Origin of the sequence: Granulicella sp. S190, from assembly GCF_009766095.1 — a bacterium.
GTDB lineage: Bacteria > Acidobacteriota > Terriglobia > Terriglobales > Acidobacteriaceae > Edaphobacter.
Genome location: NZ_LMUD01000023.1, coordinates 81,910 through 108,134, shown reverse-complemented (window position 1 = coordinate 108,134; position 26,225 = coordinate 81,910). Strand labels below are relative to the sequence as shown.

The window sequence follows — 26,225 nt, the reverse complement described above, 5'->3', positions numbered from 1 at the left end:
GAGTAATCATTTGTTCTTTACTACTTCATCGTCTTCGACATCTCCGCCGCCTGTTCCAGAGTCGTGCCGTGCGGTACCTCGACGAAGTCAGTTTGTACTTCGTCTTGTTGTTGCCCAATGTTCTTAAAGAACAGGGCTTTCCCCTCGATATGTACATGAGTTTCAGTGATCTGCCACAGGCCAGGAGCCACTTCTCTACGTTCAACCCGGAATGTCCCGCCCTGGCGGAGTCTACCGAGAAGTCCCCAGCCGATGGTCACATCTTCCGTCAATTTTCCGCTAATGGTAACGATGCGGTTTTGCCCTTTATCAACAACCAGCTCACCCGCCATCTGACCAAGTACCCGCCCCTGCATATCCGGAGGACTGAACTTGGGATTCGGCTCAAAGTGAAGCGTCAGATTTTTTACATCCTCGCTCTGGAGTTTCCAGTCGAAGGCATCCGGAAGCATTCGCAGTAACTCTTCTGCGTTCTTTCCATCCTGGACTCCATCTCTTTTTTGCTTTGCGAGTTGACTCGGATCGTGGACAAAACTCTGCACCTTTGCATCCTCGGTGCTCGCTTCTGAGTCGCTGAGCGGCTTTCCGTTCCGGGTGACCAGACGCTTCACGGCTCCATGATCGGTCTCTACGACAATCGAAACTGTATCAGAACCATCCTTCTGCGCATCGCGATACCTCCAGCGTGAGTGATCGTTCAGGTCTGCCGACAGCTCTGTCTGCATCGCTGTTCGAACGATCTCCCTTGGCACCGGCGAAGCTTGCGCATGCATCTGTAGCGATCCAGCGAACAACCGTCCGAGCACGACGATTGACCACAAAAAGGACTTCGAATTCTTCATAGAACCACATCCTCTAAGATGCAGATTCTTCAGTAAGGTTTGCGTTTCCCGACTCTATCAGAGAACGCAGAGATCTAAGCGTTAGACGATTCCGTATCTAGATTTCTAGTTAATCCACTCCACCCTCATGCTCTTCTTTCCCAATCGCAGCGCGTGGAAATCTCCTACCTTCACGCCCTCAAGTACTTTATCCTTGAACTTCTGCCCATCCACACTCACCGCATTCTCCGCAATCTTGCGTGTCGCTTCTCCTGTAGAACCAGCAAGCCCCGCGAGCTGCAGCAGCTTCGGCATCCGAACTGATGAACCGGTTTGTAGATCCAGCGCCGCAGCGAGTCCATCAGCGCTTAATGAGATTTGTATTACCGGAACGTCCTCGCTGACGCCGCGCTGCTGAAACGTCTTCGCCCAGCTATCGGCTGCTGCATCGGCCTCTTCCTTCGAATGGAATCCACGTGTAATCGTCCAGGCAAGATTTTTCTTCGCCTGCATCGGGTGCAACACACCAGCCACAACATCCGTCTGCATCTGCGCAATCTCCGAGCCCCGCAGATCTGTCAGAAGCGTCCAATAGCGCCACATGAGTTCATCCGAAATCGACATCAACTTTCCATACATCTCCGCCGCAGGCTCATGCACTCCAATCGCGTTGCCCAGCGACTTCGACATCTTTTGCACACCATCCAAGCCCTCAATGATTGGCATCATTAATACAATTTGTTGCGGCTGCCCATAGTGCTTTTGCAGGTCGCGCCCACGCATCAGATTGAACTTCTGGTCGGTACCACCCAGCTCTACATCGGACTTCAGCGCTACAGAGTCATACCCCTGCGCAATCGGATAGATCAGTTCGTGCAAGGCAATCGGCTGCTCTTCATTGAATCGTTTATGAAAGTCTTCGCGCTCCAGCATCTGCGACACGGTGAACTGAGCCATTAGCTTCACCATGTCGTAGTAGCCAAGTTTGTCCAACCACTCGGAGTTGTACCGGACCTCGGTCATCTCACGGTCCAGAATCTTAAAAACCTGCTCTTTGTACGTCTCGGCATTGACCGCAATCTGCTCTGGCGTCAGCGGCTTACGTGTGACATTGCGTCCTGTCGGATCGCCTATCAATGCAGTCGAATCACCGATCAGAAAGATCACCGTATGCCCTAGATCCTGAAAGTGCTTAAGCTTTCGCAACAAGACCGTATGCCCGAGGTGCAGATCAGGAGCGGTAGGGTCGAACCCTGCCTTAATTCGCATCGGCACGCCCGACGCAATCGACTTCGTAATGCGCTCTTTCAGCGCCTCCAGTGGAACAATCTCCGCGGCACCTTTTGTGATCAAATCAAGCTGGTCTTCAAGCGAGGCAAACGTAGGCATATTCCTCAAGTATAAAGACCGGCGCCCTCGAACCAAAGAGACCTGACCGGTAGGGTGTGTCAGACCAGTGCGGGTTATGCATTAGGCACTTGTCGACCGTGATGTAAAAATGACGAAGTTGCGAGGCGGATTGGATGGGTTTCGTGGCTCATTCTCCAGAAGATCTGGCGACTACGAGGCTCACGTCTTCATCTCTCAGCTGCGAGTCTTCTATGTGCGCCTGGTATGCAAACTTCTGGACGCCACAGAAAACTAAAGATATCCACGGAGTGATGCCAAGCGTATACTTTGCCCGTCTGAGAGGTTTTAGAAGGCTTCGAACCCTTCAGGAGGCGGAGATGAAGACAGCTTCAGAAGCGATGGTCATGGGATTAGTGCTGGGAATGCTGGCTGGGCCAGCGTCGTTCGGAGAATGGGCGACAGCGCAGACGACAGTCGCCAATGGGCCTTTACTGGCTGACACGTCTTCAGCGGAAAGCAACGGCGCGCAGCCGGATGATTCCCATGTGCGCATTGTGAGGCTAAGTGATGTGAAGGGCTCGCTTGCTTTGGATCGGAAGACAGGTCACGGATTTGAGCAGACGATGCAGAACATGCCTATTGTTGAAGGAGAAAAGCTACAGACCTCCGATGGATATGCTGAAGTGGAGTTCGAAGATAACAGCACTCTTCGCCTAACTCCGAACTCCCAGGTAGATTTTTCGCTGCTTGCTTTGAGAAGTTCAGGGGCGAAGGCTTCGACGATGAACGTCTTGCATGGCACAGTCTACGTGAGCTTGGAGAGCACGAAAGGAAACGAGTTCCTCTTGATCGCCGGAGGGACAAAGATGAAGGTGACGCCCTCGACGCATCTTCGCATGCAGGTCGAGGGGGCAAAGATCGTGATCTCGGTATTCAGTGGAAATGTTGAAGTGCAACGCGCAGGAGAGACGACGCTACTGGGAAAAAAAGAGTCGCTGACGCTGGATAAAGAGCAAGTCACCGTCGACAAGAAAGTTGCGGCGGAGTCATATGATGCGTGGGACAAAGACTCGAATGAGTATCACGCTCGCTATTCGAAAGCGAATGCCTTCGCCGGTTCCGGAAATGCTTATGGCCTGAGCGATCTCAACTACTACGGAAACTTCATTAACGCTGGCGGATACGGGCAGATCTGGCAGCCTTATCTCATCAGTTCAGGCTGGAGCCCCTACTCTAATGGTTTGTGGGCCTTATATCCGGGAGCCGGCTATTCCTGGGTTTCGCCGTATCCGTGGGGATGGCTGCCGTATCACTCCGGCACCTGGACGTACTATCCGACCTACGGCTGGGGATGGCAGCCAGGCAGCAACTGGTCTGGTTTGAACAATACGGCAGCAGGCGGAGTCTCGCCGACCGGAACTCAAGTTCATTCGCCGCTGCGTCAAGCGTTCCCTCCACAGGCACCCGTTGAAGGAGCTGCCAAATCATCGCTAATGCTTGCGAACCAGAATCCGATGGTGTTCTCTGGACAAAACAAGGAAGGCAGCTTTGTCTTTCAAAGAGGCTCCGCAGGGCTTGGCGTTCCCAGAGGATCTTTGGGCAATTTGAATAAGATTTCCAGCCATGTGGAACAACACGGTTCAGCAAGTATGCAGGTCTACAGCGAACCTGTTGGCAATCGAATGAGTTCAACTGCCAATGAAATAAACAGGGGGGCAGTCATTTTGCGGCAGGGATCTCCGAACGAATCTTTTTCTGCTGCGTCACGATCGGCCGCATTTGCAGGGAGTTCAACGAGCCAGTCCTACCGTGGCGCAGGCTCTTCTCAGCCGACAGGTACTGGAGTGACGATGAACAGTGCCTCAGGCAGTCCGGGTGGTGCAAGCCGAGGTTCGGTGAGTCCGAAGTAGCTGGCTGACAATAGGAAAGCAACGCAGTAATCGACACGTCTCTTATGCACAGATCTGAGACAATGTCGTACTCTTTCACTGAAGGAGTGAATCACCTATGTCTGATGAAGAGTTGAAAGCCGAGATTGAACGGCTACGTGCGGAGAATGACAAACTTAAGAGCAAAGGCGTGCGCGGGGTAAGCCTGAAGGTAAGTGAAAAAGGTGGGCTATCCATTTACGGCATGGGTCGATTCCCAGTAACGCTGTACAAAGAGCAATGGAGAAAGATTCTTGAGATGGCTCCCGAGATTGAAGCCTTCATTCAGCAAAATGATGGGGCGCTGAAGACGAAGGAGTAGTTCGTCAAATGAGCGTAGCAAAAAAGACGACTCCTTCCCGGAGCCGTCTTTTTGCTGTGCGCTATCTAAACGTTGAACTTGAAGAAGAGAATATCGCCGTCTTTAACTACGTATTCTTTACCTTCAGATCGTAGGAGCCCCTTTTCTTTTACGGACTGCTCACTACCGTATTTGAAGAGATCATCAGAGGCGTAGCAATCGGCTTTGATAAAACCTTTTTCGAAGTCTGAGTGAATAACTCCTGCGGCGCCGGGAGCCTTCGTACCACGTCGGATCGTCCAGGCGCGGACCTCCTGTACCCCTGCCGTGAAGTAGGTTATGAGATCGAGCAACCGGTAGGCCGAATGGATAAGGCGGTTGAGTCCAGGCTCGGAGAGGCCCATATCCTTGAGAAATTCATCGCGCTCGGCAGGCTCTAATTGTGCGATTTCTGACTCAAGGGCACCGCTGATGCGGACTACTTGGCTGCCCTCCTCTGCGGCGCGCTTTTCTACCGCGGCCGTGTAAGCGTTGCCTTCGATAAGCCCAGCCTCGTCCACATTCGCTACATAGAGTTGGGGCTTGGCTGTGATTAGGAAAAGATCTCTGGAGAGAATCCTTTCTTCGTCGGTAAGTTCGGCAGTACGCGCCGGCTTTCCAGCGTTTAGCACTGTAAGCAACTTCTGCAGCATGGCATGTTCGGCCTTGACCTTGCCATCACTCGACGCCTTGGCAGCACGCTCAACCTTGGTATTACGTTTTTCGACAGTGTCCAGGTCCGCGAGTAGAAGCTCAGTGTTGATGATGTCGATATCATGGAGCGGGTTGACACCTCCGGCGACGTGGATCACTTCGGGGTCGTCAAAGCAGCGAACGACGTGGCAGATAGCATCGGTGGCACGGATGTGGCCGAGAAACTGATTCCCCAGACCTTCTCCTTTAGAGGCGCCTTCGACAAGACCGGCAATGTCGATAAACTCCATCGTTGTGGGAACAAGCGACTTGGGCTTGATGAGCTCGGAGATCTTGGCTAGTCGTTCATCCGGTACGGTAACGACACCGGTATTGGGGTCGATCGTACAGAAGGGATAGTTGGCGGCTTGCGCTTTCGCCGAAGTGAGAGCGTTGAAGATAGTAGACTTTCCGACGTTGGGTAGTCCAACGATTCCGCAGTTCAATGGCATTATGCGATTTTCCTTGTTACAGAGCTTGGGTACGAGGCTTTTGGCGCCGTGGGTGTCCTATACAGGATACCTTTTTGCACTGTCTTCCGTGCCGCGCTAGCCTTTGCCCGTCTAATCTAGGCGCAATGCGATTCCTCGTAGCCCAATTCGGTCTTCTCGCTGTGTTGAGTGGAGTGGCTTTGGCTCAGACTACCCTGCATACAACGACAACTCTAGTTGTCGTTCCCACGCTGGTGCAGACACAGGAGAAAGAACTCGTCTTCTCGCTGACGGGTGAGGATTTCGTCCTGACCGACAATGGAGTGCAGCAGAAGATCACGTTAGAGGAGGAGAGCCGACGGCCTCTGTCGCTGGTCGTACTGATGCAGACGGGAGGCGATGCGCGTGGTCAGTTTCCGAGCTATGCCAATCTTGATAAAATGCTCGCTTCCCTGCTTGGTGACGCCTCGAACGAAGTGTCGATCGTAAACTTCGACAGTCGCCCAGAGGCGGCGTCTCCGTTTACCTCTGATGTCGCTCAGTGGAGCGACGCGGTTGACCATCCTGACGAGGGCGATCGCGGCGCTGCGATCTTCGACAGTCTTGCCTATGGACTCGATCTGCTGAAGAATCGTTCTTCAAGTAATCAACGAGCGATTTTACTGATCAGTCAGGAACATGACGAGGGGAGCAAAACCTCTCTAAAAGACGTTGTACAAGAACTTGGCGAGACCAATACCGTAATTTACAGCGTAACGTTTTCGGCAGAGAAGACAGCTGCCAGACAGGCGTTCAAGGATCCTGCCCACTTGAATCCACCACTTCACGTTGGAGAAGGGAATTACCAAGCTTACTTCAATCTAAGCGAGCCCCTGCGTCTTATCCTTGGAGCGATAAAGAAAAACACTTCGGCTGAGGTAGCAACTTTGTCCGGTGGGGAGTGGAGCAGTTTCGATAATCAGGCAGAGTTGGAACGAAATCTTGGTACGCTGAAGAATCATCTTCGAAATAGCTACATTCTGAGCTTCTCTCCTACGTCGGTGGATCCGGGGCTGCATACCATCAAGGTGCAACTTGCTCACCATCCGGAGATGTTGGTCTCAGCGCGGAGCAACTATTGGTCTTCGGAGCCTCCAGATTCAAAGATGACAAAGCATTAACAAAAAGTTGTAGGAACGCATTACGCGTAAGGATAATCTGAAGTCGAGAGGTAGATGATGCGAAAGATAAATGTGATCTGTGCCATTGCAGCACTTATGGCTGCAAAAGTGATGATCGGTCAGGCACCCCCCAGTGCTCCAGCCGGACCAACCGGACCAGCAGCCGAGGCACAACGAAGCTATACAACCCTTAAAGGAAATATCCTCAAGGCTGCGGACAAGACACCGGCGGAGGACTATTCCTTCAGGCCTACGCCGGAGGTAAGAACCTTTGCGCGAGTCGTCAATCATGTTACCGAGGCGCAACTGCGAACCTGCGGTGCCGTGAATCGAACTACAGCGAATGACTTGCCGAAGGTACCTGCCGAGACAGCTGACAAGGCTGCAATCATCGATGCGCTGAAAGGCTCGTTTGCCGAATGCGATAAGGCCTTTGCTTCTGCTACCGACACAAACCTCGGGGATTTGTTCGACGTTTTCAATGCAAAGCGATCACGCGTTGGGATTTTGTGGGGAACCGTATCTCACGACAACGAACAGTATGCGACGCTGGCCCTCTACATGAGATTGAAGGGACTGATTCCGCCCACCAGCGAGAAGTAGTTATTCGAATGCTTTTTGCCAGGATCAGTCAGCAACTGCGTTGCCATGATGCATTAAACGGCCGAACCACCAAAGGCGTGTTCTACGAAGCTTGCCGTCGCGCTGTGGGATGATTTGGTCGATTGGGCCTGCAGTTGATTCATGCGCAAAATCTAGTTACAGGAGATTTCCATGAGACGAATGCTGTTTGGGCTACTGATGTTTGGGGTCTTCTCGTGTGGTTTCATCAAGGCGCAAGAGGAGAAGCCGATGACTTTGAAAGCTGTCCTACTGGAACAGCTTCGGTCGACGCATAACAAAGCAGAGTGGTTTGTTCCGGCGAATACGGCAGTGGCAGGGCTGACCCCAGCGCAGGCGAGCTGGACGGATAAAAGCGGAAATCACTCTGTCGGGCAACTGGCGAATCATCTTGTGTTTTGGGACCGTGAGATGCTGACGAAGTTCAAGGGGGAGACCCCAGCGAAGTTCGATGGCAACAACGATGAGACGTTCAATGAATTCGATGCGAAGAGTTGGACCAAGACTGTTGCGGATCTGGATGCAGTGATGACGGATTGGGAGAACGCGGTACAGGCGGCCGATGACGCCAAGATATCGCTATGGGCTTCGAGAATCGCGCACGTTGGAACTCACAATGCTTACCACGTTGGTCAGATTGTTTATGTCCGGAAGCTGCAGGGAGTATGGGATCCGAACAAAGGCGTGCGGTAGACGCCAGCCATCGAACTACTGCAGTCTCCGGGTTGCGCCAGTGGATGGTGGACTAGGATGCCCCTAACTTCGCGAAAAAGCTTGCGTCGTCTCCGGCGTTCATGTCGATCCAGTCTTCATCGGTCATAGCGGTCCTCCACTGAATGAATGGAAGAGCGTCAGGGCCGACAGGATGGCGGAGCTGCCATGTTCCACTGTCGACGACTTCTAGAATCTTGTCGGCGACGAGCGACGGAGGCACGGGGGTCTTTAGCGAGTTTTCAAACAAGGCTGCAAAGCGGGCGCTCTGTCCGTAGGGCGATTCGGTTTCGGGATGTTCGATACGGCGAGCCATGGCGGTGTTGATGATGCCGAGCTCAACGAGAGCGACACGGACGTTGAAGGTCTTCATCTCGCCGGTGAGGCCTTCGCTGAGGGCTTCGAGCGCCCACTTTGAGGCGCAGTAGGCGGTGAGTGGCGGGTTACAAATGCGTCCCGCGACGGAGCTGATGTTGATGATGCATCCGCTGCGGCGTTCGCGCATGGCGGGGAGCACAGCCTGAACGCAGCGGACCACTGGTTTGCGGCCAATCCAGCCTACGTTATTTATGGTTTTTTTTGAAGAAACAAAAGTAACCCGCTCATGCCTTGGATCGCATGAGCGGCTATTGGGTTGGGTATGAGTTGATGTTGGTAGGTACCGGAGTTAGTTTCTGCGACGGCCGCCCATTAGCTGGAGGACGGCGAGGAAGATGTTGATCGCGTCGAGGTAGATGGAGAGGGAGAGCGAGACGGCAGAGCGGCCGTCTCCACCGGCGCGGATGCGGGCGAAGTCGCCTACGGTGAGCAGGCCGAAGATGCCCAGCGTGAGCCAGGAGTAGGTGTCCGGCGAGAGGAAGTGAAAGAACATGCTGGCGATTCCGGCGATGATCAGCAGCAGAAGCGCGGCGAAGCCGATGCCGGCGATGCGGCGGTAGTTGATGTTGAAGAGATACGCGACGCAGCCCATGACGGCCATGCCAGCGCCGGTGGTGGCGGCGGCGTTGAAGACGATCGCGGAGCCGAAGTTGTGGATGTAGCGCTGGATGAGGGGACCGATCTCCCAGCCCATGAAGTAGGTGAGGGTGAGGAAGAGTCCGAGTGCGATAGCAGGGTTGGCCTTGCGGGTGAAGTTGATGGCGAAGACAAGGCCCAGAACGACGATCATGCCGACGAACGTTCCCCAGGGCGGCGCAGTGGCGACACCGAGCGCGGTGACAAAGAAGCCGAACGAGGTGATGGCAAGCACCTTGGCGAGCAGTGAGGAGGTCTCCTCGCGTGCGCCTTCGAGAGTGATCGGATAGTTCTGACTCATGCGGTAGTCGTTCATGGCTTGCTGTTTGCTCCGTTTACTTCTCATTCAGTGAGACGCTTTTGCGGTCGGTTTGTCATGCAGGATGAGCCCTGCCACTCCCGCTGTTTTTACGCAAAGTCTTCAAAGCAGGAGACTTAGGTCTGGACTTCGGGCTTCCCGGGATGCGTCAAATGAGTCAAAGTCTTGTAATAGAACGGCTTGTACGGGGACTTACAAAAATCCAGACCTGCTCTCGAGATCTTCTAATTTTCCTATCACTATTTTACCTGACGAGGTGAAACTGAACGGCACTTTGGAAGGGTGTTATTTTTGCCGATAACGCATTTATTTTGTGTGCGTTGTCGGATTTTTAAGTTTGAGATGGCTTGACAGGGCCGACGGCAGGTGAAGATCAAGATATCGCATGCGGTTATTTTGGCGACAGCTGAGGGGCCGGGCGCATTGCTTATACGCATACGATCTCCTGTCCGGGCACCTGGGTTTGTGCCACTCACAGGTGATATCGTGACTGTATATCATAAGGAGTGCCATGCGAACGCTGGTTGATATTCCGGAGGACGAGCTTGAAGAGTTGAATGCTTTGAGCGAGGCGCGAAAGGTGTCGCGGGCGGAGTTGATTCGGCAGGCTGTGGCAGGATTTCTTGCGCAGAATAAGGCCGGGCTTGAGGACTCCTTTGGGTTGTGGAAGGAACGCGGGGTGGATGGAGTGGAGTTCCAGAATAAGCTGCGGAATGAGTGGAAGCGGTGAACGAACTCTTCGATACGAATATCCTGATTGACCATTTGAACGGAGTTAGCAAAGCCACACGGGAGATTCAACGCCAGAATCCTTCGATCAGCACGATTACGTGGATCGAAGTGATGACGGGAGCGAAGACTCAAAGTGAGGAGGTGATTTTGCGGGCTTTTCTGGTGAACTTTCAGGTTTTGGCGATTACGAGCGCGGTGGCGGAGCAAGCGGCTTTGAATCGGAGGCAGAAGAGGATCAAGATGCCGGATGCGATTATTCTGGCGACGGCTGAGATTGCCGGCAGGATTCTGGTAACGAGGAATGTGAAGGATTTTCCGGCTGGGACTCGTGGAGTGCGGGTGCCTTACAAGATTTAAGGTTGCGTTGGAAAAAGCGGTTCGCGCGAGGGCGCGAATGCCCACATCTCAAAATCGAGATTTGGGGCACCCGGCACCCGGTTAGTCATCGTCGGAGATACGTGCGACGGCGGCTTCGTGGAAGCCAACACCTACCTTGAAACCTACAGGCTTCATCGGATCGGAAGCGACGTCGATAGCGAGCTTCTGCATCTGGTCGTAGTTCGGACGGTTCTTATCGTAGTAGCCTGTGCACTCGTAGATGAGGAACGGGACGACGATGTTGGGGTGGACTTCGTTGCACATTGTGACCATCTCCGACTCTCGGTAGCCGGTCATGATGTGCGCGTAGGAGCAGGTTTTACAGAGCGATGCCGAACCAATCGGCGTTCCGCCCTTGATGTAAGCCTTGCTCATGGCGGGCCCTTCTTTCTAACCAGCGGAGGCTGGAGTGTTTGGGCGCAGTTTTGCAGCTGCGCGATGGCGCATGTGAGTTGGCGAAGACGGCAAGGCGGTTCGACAGGACATCGTCGAAACGACTGTCTCAGCTGTTGGCTATTCGCCGTTGGGTGTGGGTTGCGTAGGATCGTCTGCTAAAGGTTAGCGGCAGGTGAGAGGCAAAGCCCGGCGATCGCTCCAGACAAACATCGTCTGTGGTGATCTATGCATCGTGTTGTGCGATTTGGTGTTCATCGGAGCCTCTCCTACGCTTTGTTACTTTGCCAGTTACGAATTGGAAATGCAAGAGAATTTATTGGGATGAATAGGCTCCCGAGGATTGCAAAAAATGGTTCCCGCGGTGCGAATACTCACGGCAATGATGAGATTGGGTAGTTAGGTTTTGTGTCGCAATTCTAGATATGGGTCGCCTCCAGTGTCAGGTATCATCATTCGAGTCAAAATACTATCTCTTTCTCTTTTTGGAGCTTCATGAAAGTTTTCGTAAGTTGGTCCGGTTCTCTAAGTCAAAAAGTCGCTTGTGCGTTGCGGGACTGGATTCCTTGTGTCCTTCAATATGTCCGTCCTTACGTTTCTTCTGAAGACATCGATAAAGGAACACGGTGGAGCGTCGATATAGCCAAAGAGCTTAATGACTCGGTTTATGGAATTCTTTGCGTGACAGCTGACAATCAGGGAGCTGCTTGGCTCAACTTTGAAGCCGGAGCTCTCTCAAAGGCGATAGACAAGTCGTTTGTTAGCCCATTTCTTTTAAATCTGAAGGCGGCAGAGCTAAATAACGGACCGCTTATTCAGTTCCAAGCAACGGCGTTTACGCAAGACGAGGTACGTAAGCTTATAGAGAGTATCAACAACAAGTCTGGCGATTTGGAGCGCGTAGAGCTGGCAACCGTAAAACGAACATTCGATAAATGGTGGCCGGAGCTCGAAAGAGAGCTTTCGACAATTCTTCAAGACGCTCCAATGAAAGTAAAGACCTCAGCTGTACCTACTAAACAGGAGGCAATGATAGAGGAGTTGCTTGATCTTGCAAGAAGCCAGCAACGGCATTTCAGTAATCCCGAGAGTTTGTTGCCGCCACAATATTTAGAGTGGGCTATAAGTCGCAGCAGCCGCGAAATCAATTCGCGCGGAAGTCACGATCTGAGTAATGGTAAGTTTCACGCTGCGTTAGTTGAACTGGTTGAATTTATCGAAGATATAGAACCTTCAGAAGCGCAAGAAAAAGCTGCTAAATCCGCCAGCCGACTGCATCGCCTCTATCATGACCAAGAAGAAAAGGCCTTTAGACCTGCGCGACGTTCAAGACCACCGCTAAATGCGGTTCCTGTAGATGACGACACGGCAAAGCCGAATAGATCTGCTTATCGAGACTTGCTTCACGGGTAAATTCTGTTGAGCGTGCGGGCGAAGGGGATGGTTTCGCGGACGTGGTCGAGTCCGCAGATCCAGGCTACCGCTCGCTCGATGCCCATGCCGAAGCCGGCGTGGGGGACGCTGCCGTACTTGCGCAGGTCCAGGTACCACTGGAAGGCGTCGAGTGGGAGATGGTGCTCTTCGATGCGGGACTTGAGGAGGTCGTAACTGTCGATGCGCTGGGAGCCGCCGATGATTTCGCCGTAGCCTTCGGGCGCGAGGACGTCGACGCAGAGGGCCTTGCTGGGGTCGAGCGGGTCGGGCTGCATGTAGAAGGCCTTGAAGGCGGCGGGGTAGCGGTGGATCATGACGGGCTTGTCGAACTGGCTGGAGATGTAGGTCTCGTCGGGGCTGCCGAAGTCGTCGCCGTATTTGTGAGGAGCTTCGATCTTGCCGGCTTTGTGGGCTTCGTCGAGCATGGCGTGGGCTTCGTCGTAGCTTAGGCGGGGAAAGGTGCCGACAACAGCTTCGAGCTTGGCGATGTCTTTGCCGATGACCTTGAGGTCGGCGCGGTGCGACTCGAGCACGCGAGTGATGATATGGGTGATGAAGCCTTCGGCGAGGTTCATGAGGCCGTCGAGCTCGAGAAAGGCGACCTCGGGTTCGATCATCCAGAACTCGGTGAGGTGGCGGCGGGTTTTGGATTTTTCGGCGCGGAAGGTGGGGCCGAAGCTGTAGACCTTGCCGAGCGCGAGGGCGGTGGCTTCGATGTAAAGCTGGCCGGACTGGGTGAGGTAGGCCTTGTCGTCGTCGAAGTAGTCCATCTCGAAGAGCTCGGAGGTGCCCTCGCAGGCGTTGGGCGTGAGGATCGGCGGATCAGTGCGGATGAAACCGTTGGTGTCGAAGTACTCGGCTGCGGCACGCATGATGGTGGCGCGGACGCGGAGGATGGCGGACTGGCGCGGGGTGCGGAGCCAGAGGTGGCGGTGCTCCATGAGGAAGTCGACGCCGTGCTCTTTGAGCGTAATGGGGAAGGGAGTGTCTTCGGGGACGCGCTGGAGGACTGCGATGCTTTCGACGTCGAGCTCGTAGCCGGAGGGAGCGCGAGAGTCGGCGCGAACTTTGCCGGTGACGGTGAGGCTGGATTCGAGAGTGAGATTCTTTAGGGTCTCGAAGACCTCTTCGGAGACCGCGGCTTTGGGGACGATGCCCTGGATGGTGCCGGTGCCGTCGCGGAAGATGGGAAAGAGAAGCTTGCCCGAGGCGCGGAGGTTGTAGAGCCAGCCGCGGAGGGTGATGGTCTGGCCTTCGTGCGCGGAGAGGGAGGCAATGGTGGCGATGGGTGCGGAGGTTGTTGTTTCGGTAGACATGTCTCTTTCAGTCTACTAGTGCGCCATTTTCTCGAAGAACGTTTCATCGCGGACGAAGAGGATCAGGGTCCCGGGCTCAGCAGCTCTTTGCACTTTCGCTTTGCAAGAATTTTTGCTGACGATGCCTTTCGAGAAGATCTCAGGTAATGAAAACGGAGTACGATTCACTTTTTCGTTTTCATTGCATTGACGATGCCAATCGACAGAGACGAAAAACGAATGAATATCTGGAGATATGTCGGACGTTGTGACGATGCCATCGGCATCCGTCCTGAATCCACGCACGTTACGATCACCGGCGAGATCGCCAAAATCTCCAGTTCGAAACAGATTGACGTGTTCGTTTGCAACGGGCTTACCATTCTTCCCGTTGAGAATTTGAACTCTAAGCGCCTGCGCGCTTGTCATAAGAGTCGACGTCAATAGAAATGAAAAGGCTGCAGCTTTGGATAAACGGCTCATGCTTTGGAGGCGGTAGCCTCGGCGGCTCGTTTGAGAAGGTCGAAGGCTTGCGTCGCCTTGGTGGACGCGGATTCGGGGGTTTCTTCCAGTTCGTGGGCGATCTCCAAGATGCCCGGGGTGTTGGCCGGGAGGGTGGCGATGTGTCTGGCGATGTTGTGCCAGTCGATGCCGGCGGTGCCGGGCCAGAGATGGTCATCCTTGGCGCCGAGGTTGTCGTGGATGTGGAGCTCGGCGATGCGGGGCTTGAGGAACTCGAAGGCCTCGTCGATGCCTTTGTTGGCTTCGGGGGCGGCGAGGTGGGCGTGGCCCAGGTCGAGGGTGACGCCGACGCGGTCGAAGTGGCCCACCTTCAGTATTTCGAGGAGGTGTTCGGGGGTTGTGATCTCGTTCTGGAGATTTTCGAGCAGGATGCGAACGCCGAGGGGGTGCGCGAAGGCCTTGAGGTGCTCGATGGCGGTAAGGGAGTTCTCTAGGGCGCGAAGGTTCCAGGCATCGTCCTTATGACCGAGGTGAAGGGTACAGGCGGAGATGGGGATCTGCTCAGCGGACTCGAGGGCGCGCTTGACCTCGTCCATGGCAGAGATGCGCCGGGATTTTTCGGGGTCGATCAGATTGAGATTGTGGGCAACGTGGCGGGACCACTGGGCGTCGGCACGGTCGCTTAGGTAGAGGGGCTGGTGGAGCGTGGCTCCCACGCCGGTCGAGTTGAACCAAGTGGCGATATCTCGGACGGCGGCGCGATCGGTGTAGTCGAAGTGGTGGCGGGCTGCGAAGAGCTCGATCACCTGAGCGCCGGATCTGTGCAAAGCGTCGAGCAGGCCGGGGTGAAGGCGCTGCGAGAAGAAGACGTGGGTGGAGATACCGGGTTGCATCACCTTTTAGGGTACAGCAGGAGGGGATCCGGCGGTGTAGCGGAAGGGTTCGGCAGTTCGGCTAGAATTTGAACCGAGTGGAGGTCCAGATGAAGCTTGCCGTGCGGATGGTTTTAGCGGGCTGTATCTCCTGGGGAAGTGGGATGGCTAATGGTCAGGTTGGTATTACAGCTCCGGTTGAGAGCACTCCTGCGCCGGCTCAGACCCCGGCAGCAACATCGGCTTCGGCGGTAGTGCCGCCGGTCTCCATGACAGTGGAGAGGGCGAAACAGATCGCCGGGATGGAGGCAAAGCTGGCAGATTGGCCAGGACTGGAACGATATCAGGCGGATAACGCGGCGTTAGCTCCGGTGACGGCGGCGGGGGAGCAGCGGGTGGTGTTCTATGGAGACTCAATCACGGATGCATGGGGCCGCCTGCCGAATACGGGCGAGTTTTTTCCCGGGAAGCCGTACGTAAATCGCGGCATCAGCGGCCAAACCACACCGCAGATGGTGGTCCGGTTTCGCCAGGATGTAATCGATCTGCATCCGGCAGCGGTGCTGATTCTGGCAGGGACTAACGACGTCGCCGGGAATACCGGTCCGATGACGCCGCAAATGACCGAGGATAACTTCCGGTCGATGATCGATCTGGCCAAGGCGAATGGGATCCGCGTGATTGTCGCATCCATTCTGCCAGCGGCGGACTATCCGTGGAAGCCGGGCCTTGCACCCTCGCCGAAGATCAGAGCATTGAATGACTGGCTGAAACGCTACTGCGTCAATCACTCAGTAACTTATCTGGACTATTACTCGGCAATGGTGGGAGCAGATGGCGGAATGAAGCTCGGAATCAGCTTTGACGGAGTGCATCCCAATGCGCAGGGGTACGCGATCATGACGCCACTGGCGCAGGCAGCGATTGATAAGACGCTGGGTGAGTAAAGAGTGGTTCTTCCAACGTTTAACGATTGCGACTTATGTAGCGTACGTTGTTCTCGGAATTCATGGATCACGTTAGAAAGACCATCGCAAAACGAGTGAGGGAATCGACAACCGCACATCAGTGGAGCCCGGCAGTATCGAGTAGTTGCTGCAACGGTGGAAGTATCACGAAGTCTGTAAGTTCGGAGTGGTCAGCCGCGGTCTTGAGGACACTGTTTTGCTCGTCGATCCATGCGGGCGCAGGCGCTGTGTGGGATTCGATAGAGGCTAGGGACTGAAGACCCAATTGTCCGAGCTTAGGCAGTTGGGCTCGCCGGAGTGTGAGTTGATTGAGCTTGGGATGCTCAATAGAGAGCGCGTCTAATGACGAGCCCGAAGAGACCCAAGATTGGAAGAGGGTCTGAAGCTGCTTGCGAGCGGCTATGTGGTCGGCAGGCGAACTACTGTGCAAATAACCTTCTACGAGGAGGCGGAGATCTTCGCGGAGGGGTGGATCGGGACGGGTGTAATCGACGGCGTTACCCATCGGGGTAAGCTGCGAGGTCTTTTGCTGGTTGTAGCGGTCACCAAAGGAGACCGGAGAGAGTGTGGAGACGAGGACCGCCAACTGAGAAGCTGCGGCTTCACTACCTGCAAGTTGACGCAGTCCGGACTCCGGTCCGGAGATATGGGAAAGACCGAGGCCGTCGAGACGGATAGATTCGACTTCGAGGCGGCGATACATATCATGCACATCGCGGGTATCGCGTGGCGACCAGAAGCGTTCCGCAAGAGCAGCCGTACGTGGCCAGACGCGGGAGTCTACAGTCTGAGGTGTGATCTGCTCAGCCCACATGCAGACTTCGCCGCCAAGAATAAGCTTCTGCTCGGCCGCCGTGAGAGTGGTGTTGCTGGGTATGGGGTCGTCGAGGTACATCCGCTCGGCTGACTTCATGCCGTCGAGATAATAGGGAGCTGAGAGGATGCCGCGATTGCCTTGTTTGGCGGCGACGGCAAGAGATTCGACGCCACGCCAGCTTTGGATGAGAGCGTCTTTAGGAGTGCCCGGGGTAAGAATCTCGTCCCAGCCGACCATCTGCTTGTGATGCTGGTGGACAAGGGTAAGAACACGCGTGCTGAAGTAGGTCTGAAGATCGTCCGTGGACTTCATATTATGGGCGTGCATATAGGCGACGATGGCGGGATTCGCCTTCCAGTCGGCCCCGTTGCTCTCGTCGCCGCCAAGGTGGAGATAGTCGTCGGGAAAGAGTGCGGACATTTCGCCGATGAATGCGTCAAGAAACTGGTAAGTGCTCTCACGGGTAGGGTCGAGTGCACCGTCCCAGACTCCGAAGGTGCGGGAGATCTCATAGGAGCGTCGGACGCTGCCGAACTGGGGCATGCCGACGAGCCAGCTGGTAACGTGGCCGGGAACATCGAACTCCGGCACGATGCGGATGCCGCGGGCGCTGGCGTACGCGATGACCGCGCGAACCTGATCTTGAGTGTAGAAGAGGCCGTCGGAGCCTTTGGAGGTGAGAAGGGGAAAGAGCTTGCTCTCGATACGGAAGCCCTGGTCGTCAGTGAGGTGCCAGTGGAAGACGTTGAGCTTTACCGCGGCCATGCCGTCGAGCGTGCGATAGATGACGGGTAAAGGCATGAAGTGACGGCTAACGTCGAGCATGAAGCCGCGCCAGGGAAAACGCGGAGAGTCGTTGATGTCAACTGCGGGGATGACGTAGCGGCCATCTTCGACCTGGACAAGCTGTTGTAGGGTTTGAAGACCATGAAGCGCTCCGAAGACCGTGTGCGCTTGCAGAGTGATCTTGTCCTTAGAGACGCTGAGGGTATACGTCTCATCAGTCTCCAGGGTAGGCCGTGTCCCGGTGACATCCTGCACCTGAATGACGAGGGTAGGGTTGACGGCCTGTAGCTCTTTGCTGAGCGGAGTATCGGTTTCTGTCTCCAGGCTATCGAGAGTGCGGCGAACGCCCGCTTCGAGGATGGTGTTGTGCGTCCCGTTGAACGAGACGGTGAAGTTCTTGGTTATGGGAATAGCGCCGCTGCCAAGGGCAACCTTCGATGGCTGCGGAAGGAGCGTGTTTTTGAAGTTGGAGGATTGCGCGGCAAGAATATGGGTCATAAAGCAGAGTGTCCCGGAGACGATTACTCTGGCGCAGTGATGACGCAGAGTCGATGCATGGTTCATTGCTGCTCCTTGGTGATTCCTGGCTCACCGCCTTGTGTTTGGCGAGGCTTATCTCTTGAAGGTGGTGATCTTAGCCCGGCTTAGGGCCGCTACCTCAAACTACGATAGTTTATCGCCAAAATAGAGTAACGCTGTTCCAGCCCGCCGACAGAAATCCGTCGATGAACGTGCATCCGTTGGCCTCATCACAAAGAATCTCAGATTCGCAGTGGCTATACTCGACGCCGCAGAGGTGGCTCTTGTAACCGACCACGGAATGATGAATCAATGGAGCCGAAGCTAGTTCGGTAACTATCGCGGGGGCCAGAATGCTCAACGCTCGTTGCATGATCTCGGTGGCTTTCCTTCTCGGTATCGTGTCGCTGACTGTTTCCCCAGTAGATGCTCGGCAAAAAGACAGCATGCCCGGAATGGACATGAGCGGCAAAGGCAATATGAGCGGTATGAGTGACATGAGCAATATGGGTCCGAGCATGGCTGCCATGGCCGGACACATGTACATCACAGCCCTGCGACCAAAGCAGCCAGGTGACGAGGAAAAAGCTAAGGCCGTAGTAGCTACGGTTAAAGCAAGCATGGAGCGTTACCGGGACTACCGCAAAGCTTTGGCCGACGGATACTCTATTGCGAACCCGAAGCTTGAACAACCTCAGTACCACTTCAACAATGAGGCCAATGCTCGAGAGGCCGATGACCACTTCGACCCAAGCAAGCCTACTTCACTGCTCTACCGGCGGACTCAGTACCAGCAATACAAGCTGGAGGGCGTCATGTTTACGGCGCGCCCGAACGCCACGGAAGAGGAGTTGAATCAGCGCATCCCTCTTAGCGTTGCGCGCTGGCACGTGCATACCAACTTCTGCGCCGCACCGGCGGACCGCGTGAAAGATTACCTGGGAGCTCATCCCAAATTCGGCATGTTCGGTTCGATTCACAGCAAAGAGGTGTGCGAGGCTGAACGGGGCACCTTCCACCCCACCATGTTCACCTGGATGATCCACGTTTTTCCTTACGAAAGGGACTTCAAAGACGTTTTTTCGATGAATGATGACGTCGCCCACGTCGAGTAGCCGTCAATCCTCAAAAAAACAGCAAGCTGTGGATGATCAGATTTCGTCTCCAGCCGATGCAGAGCAGAATTTTCTTTCCGTGGTGAGATGTGGTGTTTTCTGGGGGATTTTGCGGAAACAGGGTGTTTGGAGATGGTTTTTTGGTGGTGAGATCGTGGTGGAATGTATGGCTAAGGTGGTTTTTTAGCAACCACTTTTTCGGTGCGGAAAAATGCGCCATCTTTTCAGGATTTATTTTGGGGTTTTCCATTTTGGGCGGAGAGCTGGCAGGTGTGATCTGTTTCGATATCGATGGCGGAGGAGACAGCCTGTTGCGAATCCTGGAAACAAGGCTGACGCCAAAGACTCAACCCTATGCCGCAGCCGCGCCTTCGACCAGCAGGTGGAGGCGAAAAAACGCTTTTATGGACTACACGACAGTCTTCGACCTGGTCGAAAAAATACGCATCATTCGCGGCTAGCCGCCTTGGGCGCACTGCGCGGCTTGCCGAGTCCGCCAGGCCACCAGTTCCAATCACCGGCAACACGAAGGAGCGCGGGACCGATCACAATACGAACGAGTGTCGCGTCGATCAACACGGCGACGGCCAGTGTAAATCCGATCATCTTGACCACCAGAAAATTTCCGAAGGTGAATGCCGCGAAGACCACGATCATGATCGCAGCGGCGCTCGTAATCAGGCCTGCGGTTCTAGCCATCCCCTCCGGGATTGCGTCCATTTCACCCAGGCCGCCCCTCCTGGCTTCCAGAACCCGTGCGACCAGAAACACTTCATAGTCCATGCTTAGCCCGAAGACGATGGCAAAGGCGACGATAGGAACAAGCGGGAACACGCTTCCCGTCCCCCCAGGGACTCCCAGCAGGCTGCTCCCATGTCCATCCTGGAAGACCAGGACTAAGGCTCCGAAGGAAGCTGCGACCGAGAGCAAGTTGAGTGCAATCGCCTTGACGGCAGCGAAGAGGGATCGGAACCCGCAGAGAAGTGCCAGGAACGTCGCTCCCACCACCATCCCCATCACTGGCACAAAGCGGTTTGTGACAATCGTCTGGTAATCGGCGTTGAGTGCTGGAATCCCGCCAATCTGTAGCGTTGCCCCAGGCACGCCGGTGAGTGCTGCCGCACCGGTCTTTCGGAGCTCCCGGACCCAGTCGACTTGATCGCGCAGGGAGACTGAAGTCGCGGGTAGCACCTCGAGCAGCGCCGCCCGTCCGTCACTGCTCAGAAACGTACGCCTCGTCTCCCGCGAGAGGTCCGTGAGAGAGGCGCGATTGCCCTCCGCAATGGTTGAGATCGAGATGACGCGGGCGCAACGAGGGTCGCTCGCGAGGCGCTTGCTGAGGCGATCGAGCGCGTTCCATCCTGCGTCGGTTTGCGCTATGGAATCTGTTGGCAGTTCGACGATGACACGCATCGAATAAACAACGCCGGCCCGATCCATCTGTTCCAGGGTGTGCAGCGCGTGAACTGATTCCGCTGACTCCGGAAGCCAATCCCCTTTGGGGAGACTGGTATCCAATCGCGTGACCTGCCACGCGAGCAGAAGCAAGGGGGCGCCTGCCAGAACGAGGGCAAGCCAGGGATGGGCAACAATCACCTTTCCCCAGCTCCTCCAGCGTTCTCCCGTACGTTCGGCCCTATGGACATCCAGCTTCGGAGTAAAAGGCAAACGACCAGCGTCAATCCGCCGACCGAGCAAGGCCAGGACTGCCGGGACGACTGTATTTGTGAGCAACACACACATTCCCGCAACCAGGAATCCCGCGACACCGATAGAACGAATTTCGCTGATGGGAACGGTTAGAAGCGCGAGAAACCCGATGGCGACGGTCGAGGCAGAGATCAAAAGCGTACGACCTGCCTGACGAGCCGCTAGGACCGACGCTGCGGCCCCGTCGTGCCCGGCTGAGATCGCCTCACGGAAGCGGCTGACCATGAGAAGCGCATAGTCGATTCCCAGGCCTAAGCCGAGCATGGTGGCCAAATTTTGAACCAGAATGGACAAGTGAAAGCGATGGGCCAGTAATCCTGTAATCGCCAGAGTAGCCGCGATGGCAAGCTGGCCGACGGCCAATGGGATGAGGGCAGCGACCAGGCTTCCGAAGGCCACCAGCAAAAGCGCGAGGGTCGCGGGAATCACCAGGCTCTCTCCGCGTCGCACGTCATCGGCGCTCGCTTTGCGGATGTCGAAGTTAAGCGGAAGTTCGCCCGTCAGTTCGATCTTCACGTTTGGATAGCGGCCCCGCAGTTGATTGGCGAGAGAGTTTGCCCGCTCGTGAAGCTTCGGAACGAGCGACTCCACCGGCGCCTCGGTCGATGACAGCCCAACCAGGACAAACGTTCCACCGCCCTTGCCCAGAAAGACCGGATCGCGCAACTCGAGATGAGAGACGACGCCGGACACGCCGGGTTCTTCTCTCAGCCCTGACACAATGGTTGCCAGTGCCTGCTCGCCCTCCGCTGAATCCGCGGGAGGTAGTCCCTGAATCACGAGGACTACGCGATCCACGAACGGCGAATGAAAACGACTGACAAGCTCTTGTCGGACAGCCTCCGCTTCACTTCCCTCAACACGGGTTGCCGTCTCCAGATGGCGCTCGGCGTGGAAAGAGAATGGAAGAAGCGCAACGACAGCGGCAAGGACTACTCCGGCCACCCAAAAACGGCGCACATGCATGAGATTCATGATGTCACACAAAATCGTTGCCAATCAGGCAATATGCCACTCTCCGATGGCATCAAAATAACTCGAAGGCGGAATCAGTGCCAGAGGTGGACGTAGTCGGCTCCCTGAATCTGCTAAATTTGTTCCGATCGATTAGGAGGACCCATTCTTAAACTCGCGTTACTCGCACTGCTTGCCGCCTTTCAATCTGGAACCGCTGACCCTCGTATTGGCTCCTGGACGCTTCTCTCCGCGCAGTCCAGCCTGACTCCTCCGAACAAGCTCTCCGTCACCGCACTTCATGACGCGGTGCACGTAGTGATGTCAGGCGATATCCACCTCGATTTCACCGCGAAGTCGAACGGACATGAGACGGCCGTCCCAGGGAATCCGGCATTCAATCAGGTCGAGCTGCGAAGGATCAATAAGAGACAGGCGGAGGTCAAGGAGAAGAAGGATGGAGCTGTCGTGACGACGGTTCGCGAGAAGCTTTCGAAGGATGGGAACGAGCTCACGATTACTACTGTGAGCGCAGGCAATGCCGACAAGATCACCGTGTGGACCCGAAGTGGAAACGTGAAGACCGGTGGCGATTTGCTCGCGGGCGAGTGGACACAGGATCCCACCAAGACTCGTATGCGGCAAGGGCTGGTGATAAAGATAGAGCCGGACGGAAACGATGGGGTCCGATTTTCGGGTGAGTTCAGTTACACCGCACGTCTCGACGGGAAGCAGTACGACGTGAAGAGCTCCCGCAACGATAACGTCACGCTACAACTTGTAGACCCACACACCGTCGACGCGATCTACCGGCGAGACGATCAGGTGGCTCAAAAAGACAGGTGGACGGTCTCCGCGAATGGCCAGCAGATGACACTGACCACCGCAGGCACGTTAGAGACCGGTCAGCACCTGACTGAAACGCTGGTGTTCAAGAAGCAATAGGATTATGCATCCGTGAAGGCAAGAGGCTCAGGAGATGACGTAGCGCTGAGCTCACGAGCCGCAACCGAGATAATTCCCTTACGGTGCATAAACTTCAGAATGCCGGCGACCGTATCTTCGAGCGACGGATCCGGGATGCCCCACTTAGAAGCATCGCGCGCCTCTTGATAGGAGGAACTCTCATAGCGCTTGAACTCCATCGCGGAGATGTTGTCCACCGAGCCCACTAGAAAATCCAGCAGCGGAAAGAGTAGATCTTCCTTCCGGCATCTGCGGATCAACTCGGGAACAAACTCAGAGATATTGAATATTTCGAATTGCCGCCCTGTGGACTTGGTGATGAGCTCGGTAATATTCAGCATGTTCGCATAGTCGTCCCGGACCACGTGGTAAGTCTTATTCGCGGTGCCGGGAGTGGTTGAGATTGCAACGATATTGTTTGCCACGATGTCCGCGGGAACGAAACTCACCTGGTTGAGAGTGTCGACTCCGATGCCGTGATTCACCATAAACGCCACTAAACGAACAGCGATATCGAAGTTGTTGCCTCCGCCAGTCACTGAGGGACTAACAAGTGCGGGCCGGAAGATCCGTGTTGAAAGTCCCCGGCTGCGCGCATCTGCAACAACTTGTTCCGCTACCCATTTGGTCTGGCTGTATCCGAAATCAAGAAGCTCCATATCCTTATTGAAGTCGGTCTCATAGAGGACACTCTTTACTGCCCAGCCAAACACGAAGGTAGTCGAGACATAATTGAATTCCTTGGATCTCCCTTCGAAGGCCAGCCGCAGGACCTCGTTGGTTCCCATCACGTTCGCATCACGCATGCGGTCGTAGTTAAACAGATAGTTCACGGTCGCGCCGTTGTGGAATACCGTGTCTACTTCACTGGCGAGGAAGTCCCAGACATCCTGATTCAGCCCCAGCATTGGCTGCCCGAGATCGCCGCAAATGGGAGTAACACGTGCTTCGAATGTCCGCATGAGCGCGACGGGACAAGGCCCCATCGATTCCATTGCCGCCCTCAGCCTCTGCCTGCCCTGAACATCGTCGGAAGCTCTGACGAGAACATAGATCTTCGCCCGCGTCTGCTCCAGCAGACTCTTCATGAGGAACGGTCCGATGAAACCGGTACCGCCCGTCAGCAGGACATGATTCATGACCGGCATCTGGGGCAAGGGCTCCGGAGCCGAAGGGGCGAAGATGAGCTTGCTGTCGTCGCCCATCATCTGCTTTTCTGCTGCGCGCTGCTCATCACGGAAAGCTGACAGGGAATGGCGCAGTTGCTCCAGTGCTTCCTTAGGCGCACGCTCCAACTGCTCCGCCAATCGAAATAGATCGGCCACGCTGACACGCTGAATGACACCGATATCGACCTGCCGCGCCAGCATCTCGGCGCCCTTATCCTTCAAAAGCTCCTTGAGTTCATGCATGAACACGACAAGGTCGAGGGAGTCCAGGCCGGCTTCAACCAGGTTGTAGGATTCCGAGCCTGTCAGGTTGTACCTGACCTTCAATTCGTCGAAGGTCGATTGCGGCCCAGAACTGGGCTCGGAGCACCCGGCGTCCTTCTCCCGCGAAAACTCGGAGAGAACGGTGAACTGACCCTCCAGCCACATCTGCTTCGTCTTATGGCGCATGATCTTTCCCGAACTCGTTCTCGGGACCGCACGCGGTGCGATGAAGGAGATCAGGGCCACTTCCACGTTCAGATAACTCCGGACCGCAGCTGCAATCTTTCGCGCATCCGGAAGAGCCTTAGGATTCTTCACTTCGGCCACGATTGCCAGTGCAGGCTCGCTGTCTTCGTGAATCTGGAATGCGGCGACGCAACTGTTGCGGATCAGGCCGGAAGCTCTCTCCACAACATTTTCGATATCCTGCGGATAATAATTTTGCCCGCGCAGGATAATCATGTCCTTAATGCGACCGCAAACGTAGAGTTCGCCGTCGTGGAAGAATCCCATGTCGCCGGTTCGGAGATAGCCATCGTCATAGGGACTATCATCTACAAGCCGTGCGCGAAACTGCTTCAGCGTCAGCTCCGGGTTGTTCCAGTACCCCAGACACTTGCCGCTTCCAGCGATCCAAATCTCCCCGACATGGCCCGAATCCAGAGCGAAGTGCTGTTCCGGGTCCACAATCTTAACGTCGATACCCGCGAGCGGGGTTCCGCAGCTGACAATCTGCGTGGCCCCGTCGATCTCGGAGACCTCGGTCGTCATGCGCGCCTTACCCAGCGCGAGGGCCCGCTTATTGACGGAGACAATATTGCGGCCGCCGAGTGAAACCGCAAGAGTATTTTCAGCCAGCCCGAAGGCGGCATAAAAGCTCTCTGACCTCAATCCGTGAGGCTGAAACGCCTCTAGAAATCGTGTAAACGTATCTGGCTTAACAGGTTCCGCGGCGCACATCAATACCCGGAGCGAGCTGAGATCGCAGTCCTCCAGGCCCTCTTTGGATAACCTGCCCGGACGCAGGCAATAGTCGTAGGCGAAGTTGGGTGCCGCAGTCGCGGTAGCCTTATAAGTTGTTATCGTGTCGAACCAGAGGATCGGCCGCTGAATGAAGTCCATGGAAGAGAAGCCATACGTCGTGCCTCCTCTCAGCGCGGGATAAAGGTAGCACCCGATCAGTCCCATATCGTGATACTGAGGGAGCCAGGATACGACGACCGGGTTGGGATGATCGATCACGAGCGGGCAGGTCTGCAGGATGTTTTCGTGCGTCACCATCACACCTTTGGGATCCATCGTCGACCCCGAGGTGTATTGAAGAAACAGAATCTTCGAAGTGCCGAAAGAGGGTTCGTCTGAAGTCATCTCCAAGAACTCTTCCGTGACGATCCACGGAAGGCTGGAGATGTAGTCGACGTCAACGCCCGACGCCGAGACCCCACTTCGCGTGAGATTTGTCTTCAGAGACGCGTGGTAATCTCCGCTGGTTAAAATCCCGGATGCCTGGCAATCCTTGGCGATGTGCACCATCTTATACAGCGCGCTCTGGAAGCCACGAGAACTTGGGGGATAGACGGGCACGGGGATCAATCCGGCGCGCACGCAACCAAAAAACGCGCAGATCATCTCGAGTCCCGGTGGGTAGGCGAGCAGAAGCCGGTCCTCCGCCGCGAAGCGATTCTCCTTCAGCAAATGATCGGCGATCGCCTTCGTCCGTTTGATAAACGAGGCGTACGAGTAGCACTCGATCGGATTGCCGTTCAGGTCAAGGTACGAATAAAGGAGCTTGTGCGGGTGTTCCTCACCCAGCCTATCCAGTTGGTCTAAGATCGACGCCATAAGAGATCAGCAATACCTCCGAGGTTAAATAGCAAAACTCAGTACGAGACGCTGCTCCCCAGTGTCCTGATCAGGTGAAATACGACTGAGTCTCGGAGTGCGGAATTACAGTGTAAGCCGAATGAGAACAAAGGCATAAAACATTCTGTGCCGCTGCATCA

The 26,225-nt window shown here is 55.3% G+C and carries 24 protein-coding genes; 12 read left to right on the top strand and 12 right to left on the bottom strand.

All coding sequences use genetic code 11. The annotated features are described in order from the left end of the window. Positions 1–20: 20 nt before the first annotated feature. Both GSQ94_RS13795 and tyrS read right to left on the bottom strand, forming a co-directional pair. Complete coding sequence (locus GSQ94_RS13795; protein WP_158944456.1) at positions 21–842, bottom strand: hypothetical protein; 822 nt, start codon at positions 840–842, stop codon at positions 21–23. A gap of 105 nt (positions 843–947) precedes the next feature. After that, complete coding sequence (gene tyrS, locus GSQ94_RS13790; protein ID WP_158944455.1) at positions 948–2,210, bottom strand: tyrosine--tRNA ligase; 1,263 nt, start codon at positions 2,208–2,210, stop codon at positions 948–950. Between the two features lie 338 nt (positions 2,211–2,548). Between tyrS and GSQ94_RS13785 the strand changes: the two genes are divergently transcribed. Next, positions 2,549–4,081: a FecR family protein gene (locus GSQ94_RS13785; protein WP_158944454.1), complete on the top strand. Its 1,533-nt coding sequence runs from the start codon at positions 2,549–2,551 to the stop codon at positions 4,079–4,081. 97 nt (positions 4,082–4,178) lie between these two features. Continuing rightward, positions 4,179–4,421, top strand: coding sequence for a hypothetical protein (locus tag GSQ94_RS13780; RefSeq protein ID WP_158944453.1), 243 nt, complete (start codon positions 4,179–4,181; stop codon positions 4,419–4,421). A gap of 65 nt (positions 4,422–4,486) precedes the next feature. Here the strand turns inward: GSQ94_RS13780 and ychF are convergent, their stop codons facing one another. After that, positions 4,487–5,584: a redox-regulated ATPase YchF gene (gene ychF, locus GSQ94_RS13775; protein ID WP_158944452.1), complete on the bottom strand. Its 1,098-nt coding sequence runs from the start codon at positions 5,582–5,584 to the stop codon at positions 4,487–4,489. A gap of 179 nt (positions 5,585–5,763) precedes the next feature. Here ychF and GSQ94_RS13770 point away from each other — a divergent pair, with 179 nt between their 5' ends. The 3 genes from GSQ94_RS13770 (at position 5,764) to GSQ94_RS13760 (ending at position 8,037) form a co-directional block, all read left to right on the top strand. Beyond that, positions 5,764–6,723: a VWA domain-containing protein gene (locus GSQ94_RS13770; protein WP_158944451.1), complete on the top strand. Its 960-nt coding sequence runs from the start codon at positions 5,764–5,766 to the stop codon at positions 6,721–6,723. Between the two features lie 54 nt (positions 6,724–6,777). After that, on the top strand, positions 6,778–7,326 hold the full coding sequence (locus tag GSQ94_RS13765; protein ID WP_254063867.1) for a DinB family protein: 549 nt from the start codon (positions 6,778–6,780) through the stop codon (positions 7,324–7,326). 171 nt (positions 7,327–7,497) lie between these two features. Continuing rightward, a complete protein-coding gene (locus GSQ94_RS13760; protein WP_254063866.1) occupies positions 7,498–8,037 on the top strand; it encodes a DinB family protein in 540 nt (179 codons plus the stop codon). Positions 8,038–8,089: 52 nt separating this feature from the next. Here GSQ94_RS13760 and GSQ94_RS13755 read toward each other — a convergent pair whose 3' ends face one another. Both GSQ94_RS13755 and GSQ94_RS13750 read right to left on the bottom strand, forming a co-directional pair. Next, complete coding sequence (locus GSQ94_RS13755) at positions 8,090–8,626, bottom strand: SDR family NAD(P)-dependent oxidoreductase (RefSeq protein ID WP_158944782.1); 537 nt, start codon at positions 8,624–8,626, stop codon at positions 8,090–8,092. A 96-nt stretch (positions 8,627–8,722) separates the two neighbouring features. Further along, positions 8,723–9,385, bottom strand: a complete 663-nt coding sequence (locus GSQ94_RS13750) for a Bax inhibitor-1 family protein (RefSeq protein WP_158944450.1) — start codon at positions 9,383–9,385, stop codon at positions 8,723–8,725. Between the two features lie 514 nt (positions 9,386–9,899). Between GSQ94_RS13750 and GSQ94_RS13745 the strand changes: the two genes are divergently transcribed. Beyond that, positions 9,900–10,118, top strand: coding sequence for a CopG family transcriptional regulator (locus GSQ94_RS13745; RefSeq protein WP_158944449.1), 219 nt, complete (start codon positions 9,900–9,902; stop codon positions 10,116–10,118). After that, the gene (locus GSQ94_RS13740; RefSeq protein ID WP_158944448.1) at positions 10,115–10,477 is read left to right on the top strand and encodes a type II toxin-antitoxin system VapC family toxin; all 363 of its coding nucleotides are present in this window, start codon (positions 10,115–10,117) and stop codon (positions 10,475–10,477) included. Before GSQ94_RS13745 ends, GSQ94_RS13740 begins: the two co-directional genes overlap by 4 nt. An 81-nt stretch (positions 10,478–10,558) precedes the next feature. Here the strand turns inward: GSQ94_RS13740 and GSQ94_RS13735 are convergent, their stop codons facing one another. Continuing rightward, complete coding sequence (locus GSQ94_RS13735) at positions 10,559–10,873, bottom strand: hypothetical protein (protein ID WP_158944447.1); 315 nt, start codon at positions 10,871–10,873, stop codon at positions 10,559–10,561. Positions 10,874–11,386: 513 nt separating this feature from the next. Here GSQ94_RS13735 and GSQ94_RS13730 point away from each other — a divergent pair. Beyond that, positions 11,387–12,304 (top strand): hypothetical protein, encoded by a 918-nt coding sequence (locus tag GSQ94_RS13730; protein WP_158944446.1) that lies wholly within the window; start codon positions 11,387–11,389, stop codon positions 12,302–12,304. Here GSQ94_RS13730 and asnS read toward each other — a convergent pair. From asnS to GSQ94_RS13715, 3 genes are read right to left on the bottom strand one after another with little or no spacing between them, the layout of a single operon-like run. Next, positions 12,295–13,641, bottom strand: a complete 1,347-nt coding sequence (gene asnS / locus GSQ94_RS13725) for an asparagine--tRNA ligase (protein ID WP_158944445.1) — start codon at positions 13,639–13,641, stop codon at positions 12,295–12,297. The genes GSQ94_RS13730 and asnS overlap by 10 nt on opposite strands. Before the next feature lie 15 nt (positions 13,642–13,656). After that, positions 13,657–14,103, bottom strand: a complete 447-nt coding sequence (locus GSQ94_RS13720; RefSeq protein ID WP_158944444.1) for a hypothetical protein — start codon at positions 14,101–14,103, stop codon at positions 13,657–13,659. Beyond that, entirely contained in the window at positions 14,100–14,975 is an 876-nt protein-coding gene (locus GSQ94_RS13715; RefSeq protein ID WP_158944443.1) for a sugar phosphate isomerase/epimerase, read from the bottom strand. The genes GSQ94_RS13720 and GSQ94_RS13715 overlap by 4 nt, the downstream gene beginning before the upstream one ends. An 89-nt stretch (positions 14,976–15,064) precedes the next feature. On the opposite strand from GSQ94_RS13715, the gene GSQ94_RS13710 reads away from it, so the two are divergent. Continuing rightward, positions 15,065–15,901: an SGNH/GDSL hydrolase family protein gene (locus tag GSQ94_RS13710; protein ID WP_158944442.1), complete on the top strand. Its 837-nt coding sequence runs from the start codon at positions 15,065–15,067 to the stop codon at positions 15,899–15,901. A 118-nt stretch (positions 15,902–16,019) separates the two neighbouring features. Here the strand turns inward: GSQ94_RS13710 and GSQ94_RS13705 are convergent, their stop codons facing one another. Then, on the bottom strand, positions 16,020–18,089 hold the full coding sequence (locus tag GSQ94_RS13705) for a beta-N-acetylhexosaminidase (RefSeq protein ID WP_158944441.1): 2,070 nt from the start codon (positions 18,087–18,089) through the stop codon (positions 16,020–16,022). A 401-nt stretch (positions 18,090–18,490) separates the two neighbouring features. On the opposite strand from GSQ94_RS13705, the gene GSQ94_RS13700 reads away from it, so the two are divergent. Together GSQ94_RS13700 and GSQ94_RS13695 are read left to right on the top strand one after the other, a co-directional pair. Continuing rightward, positions 18,491–19,159, top strand: coding sequence for a hypothetical protein (locus GSQ94_RS13700; protein WP_158944440.1), 669 nt, complete (start codon positions 18,491–18,493; stop codon positions 19,157–19,159). A 92-nt stretch (positions 19,160–19,251) separates the two neighbouring features. Next, positions 19,252–19,620 carry a hypothetical protein gene (locus tag GSQ94_RS13695; RefSeq protein ID WP_158944439.1) on the top strand — a complete coding sequence of 123 codons (369 nt, stop codon included), beginning with the start codon at positions 19,252–19,254 and terminating at the stop codon, positions 19,618–19,620. Here GSQ94_RS13695 and GSQ94_RS13690 read toward each other — a convergent pair. After that, a complete protein-coding gene (locus GSQ94_RS13690; RefSeq protein WP_158944438.1) occupies positions 19,607–21,844 on the bottom strand; it encodes an MMPL family transporter in 2,238 nt (745 codons plus the stop codon). The genes GSQ94_RS13695 and GSQ94_RS13690 overlap by 14 nt on opposite strands. Before the next feature lie 300 nt (positions 21,845–22,144). Between GSQ94_RS13690 and GSQ94_RS13685 the strand changes: the two genes are divergently transcribed. After that, a complete protein-coding gene (locus tag GSQ94_RS13685) occupies positions 22,145–22,768 on the top strand; it encodes a hypothetical protein (protein WP_158944437.1) in 624 nt (207 codons plus the stop codon). Between the two features lie 2 nt (positions 22,769–22,770). Here the strand turns inward: GSQ94_RS13685 and GSQ94_RS13680 are convergent, their stop codons facing one another. Continuing rightward, positions 22,771–26,064 (bottom strand): fatty acyl-AMP ligase, encoded by a 3,294-nt coding sequence (locus GSQ94_RS13680; protein WP_158944436.1) that lies wholly within the window; start codon positions 26,062–26,064, stop codon positions 22,771–22,773. Between the last annotated feature and the right edge of the window lie 161 nt (positions 26,065–26,225).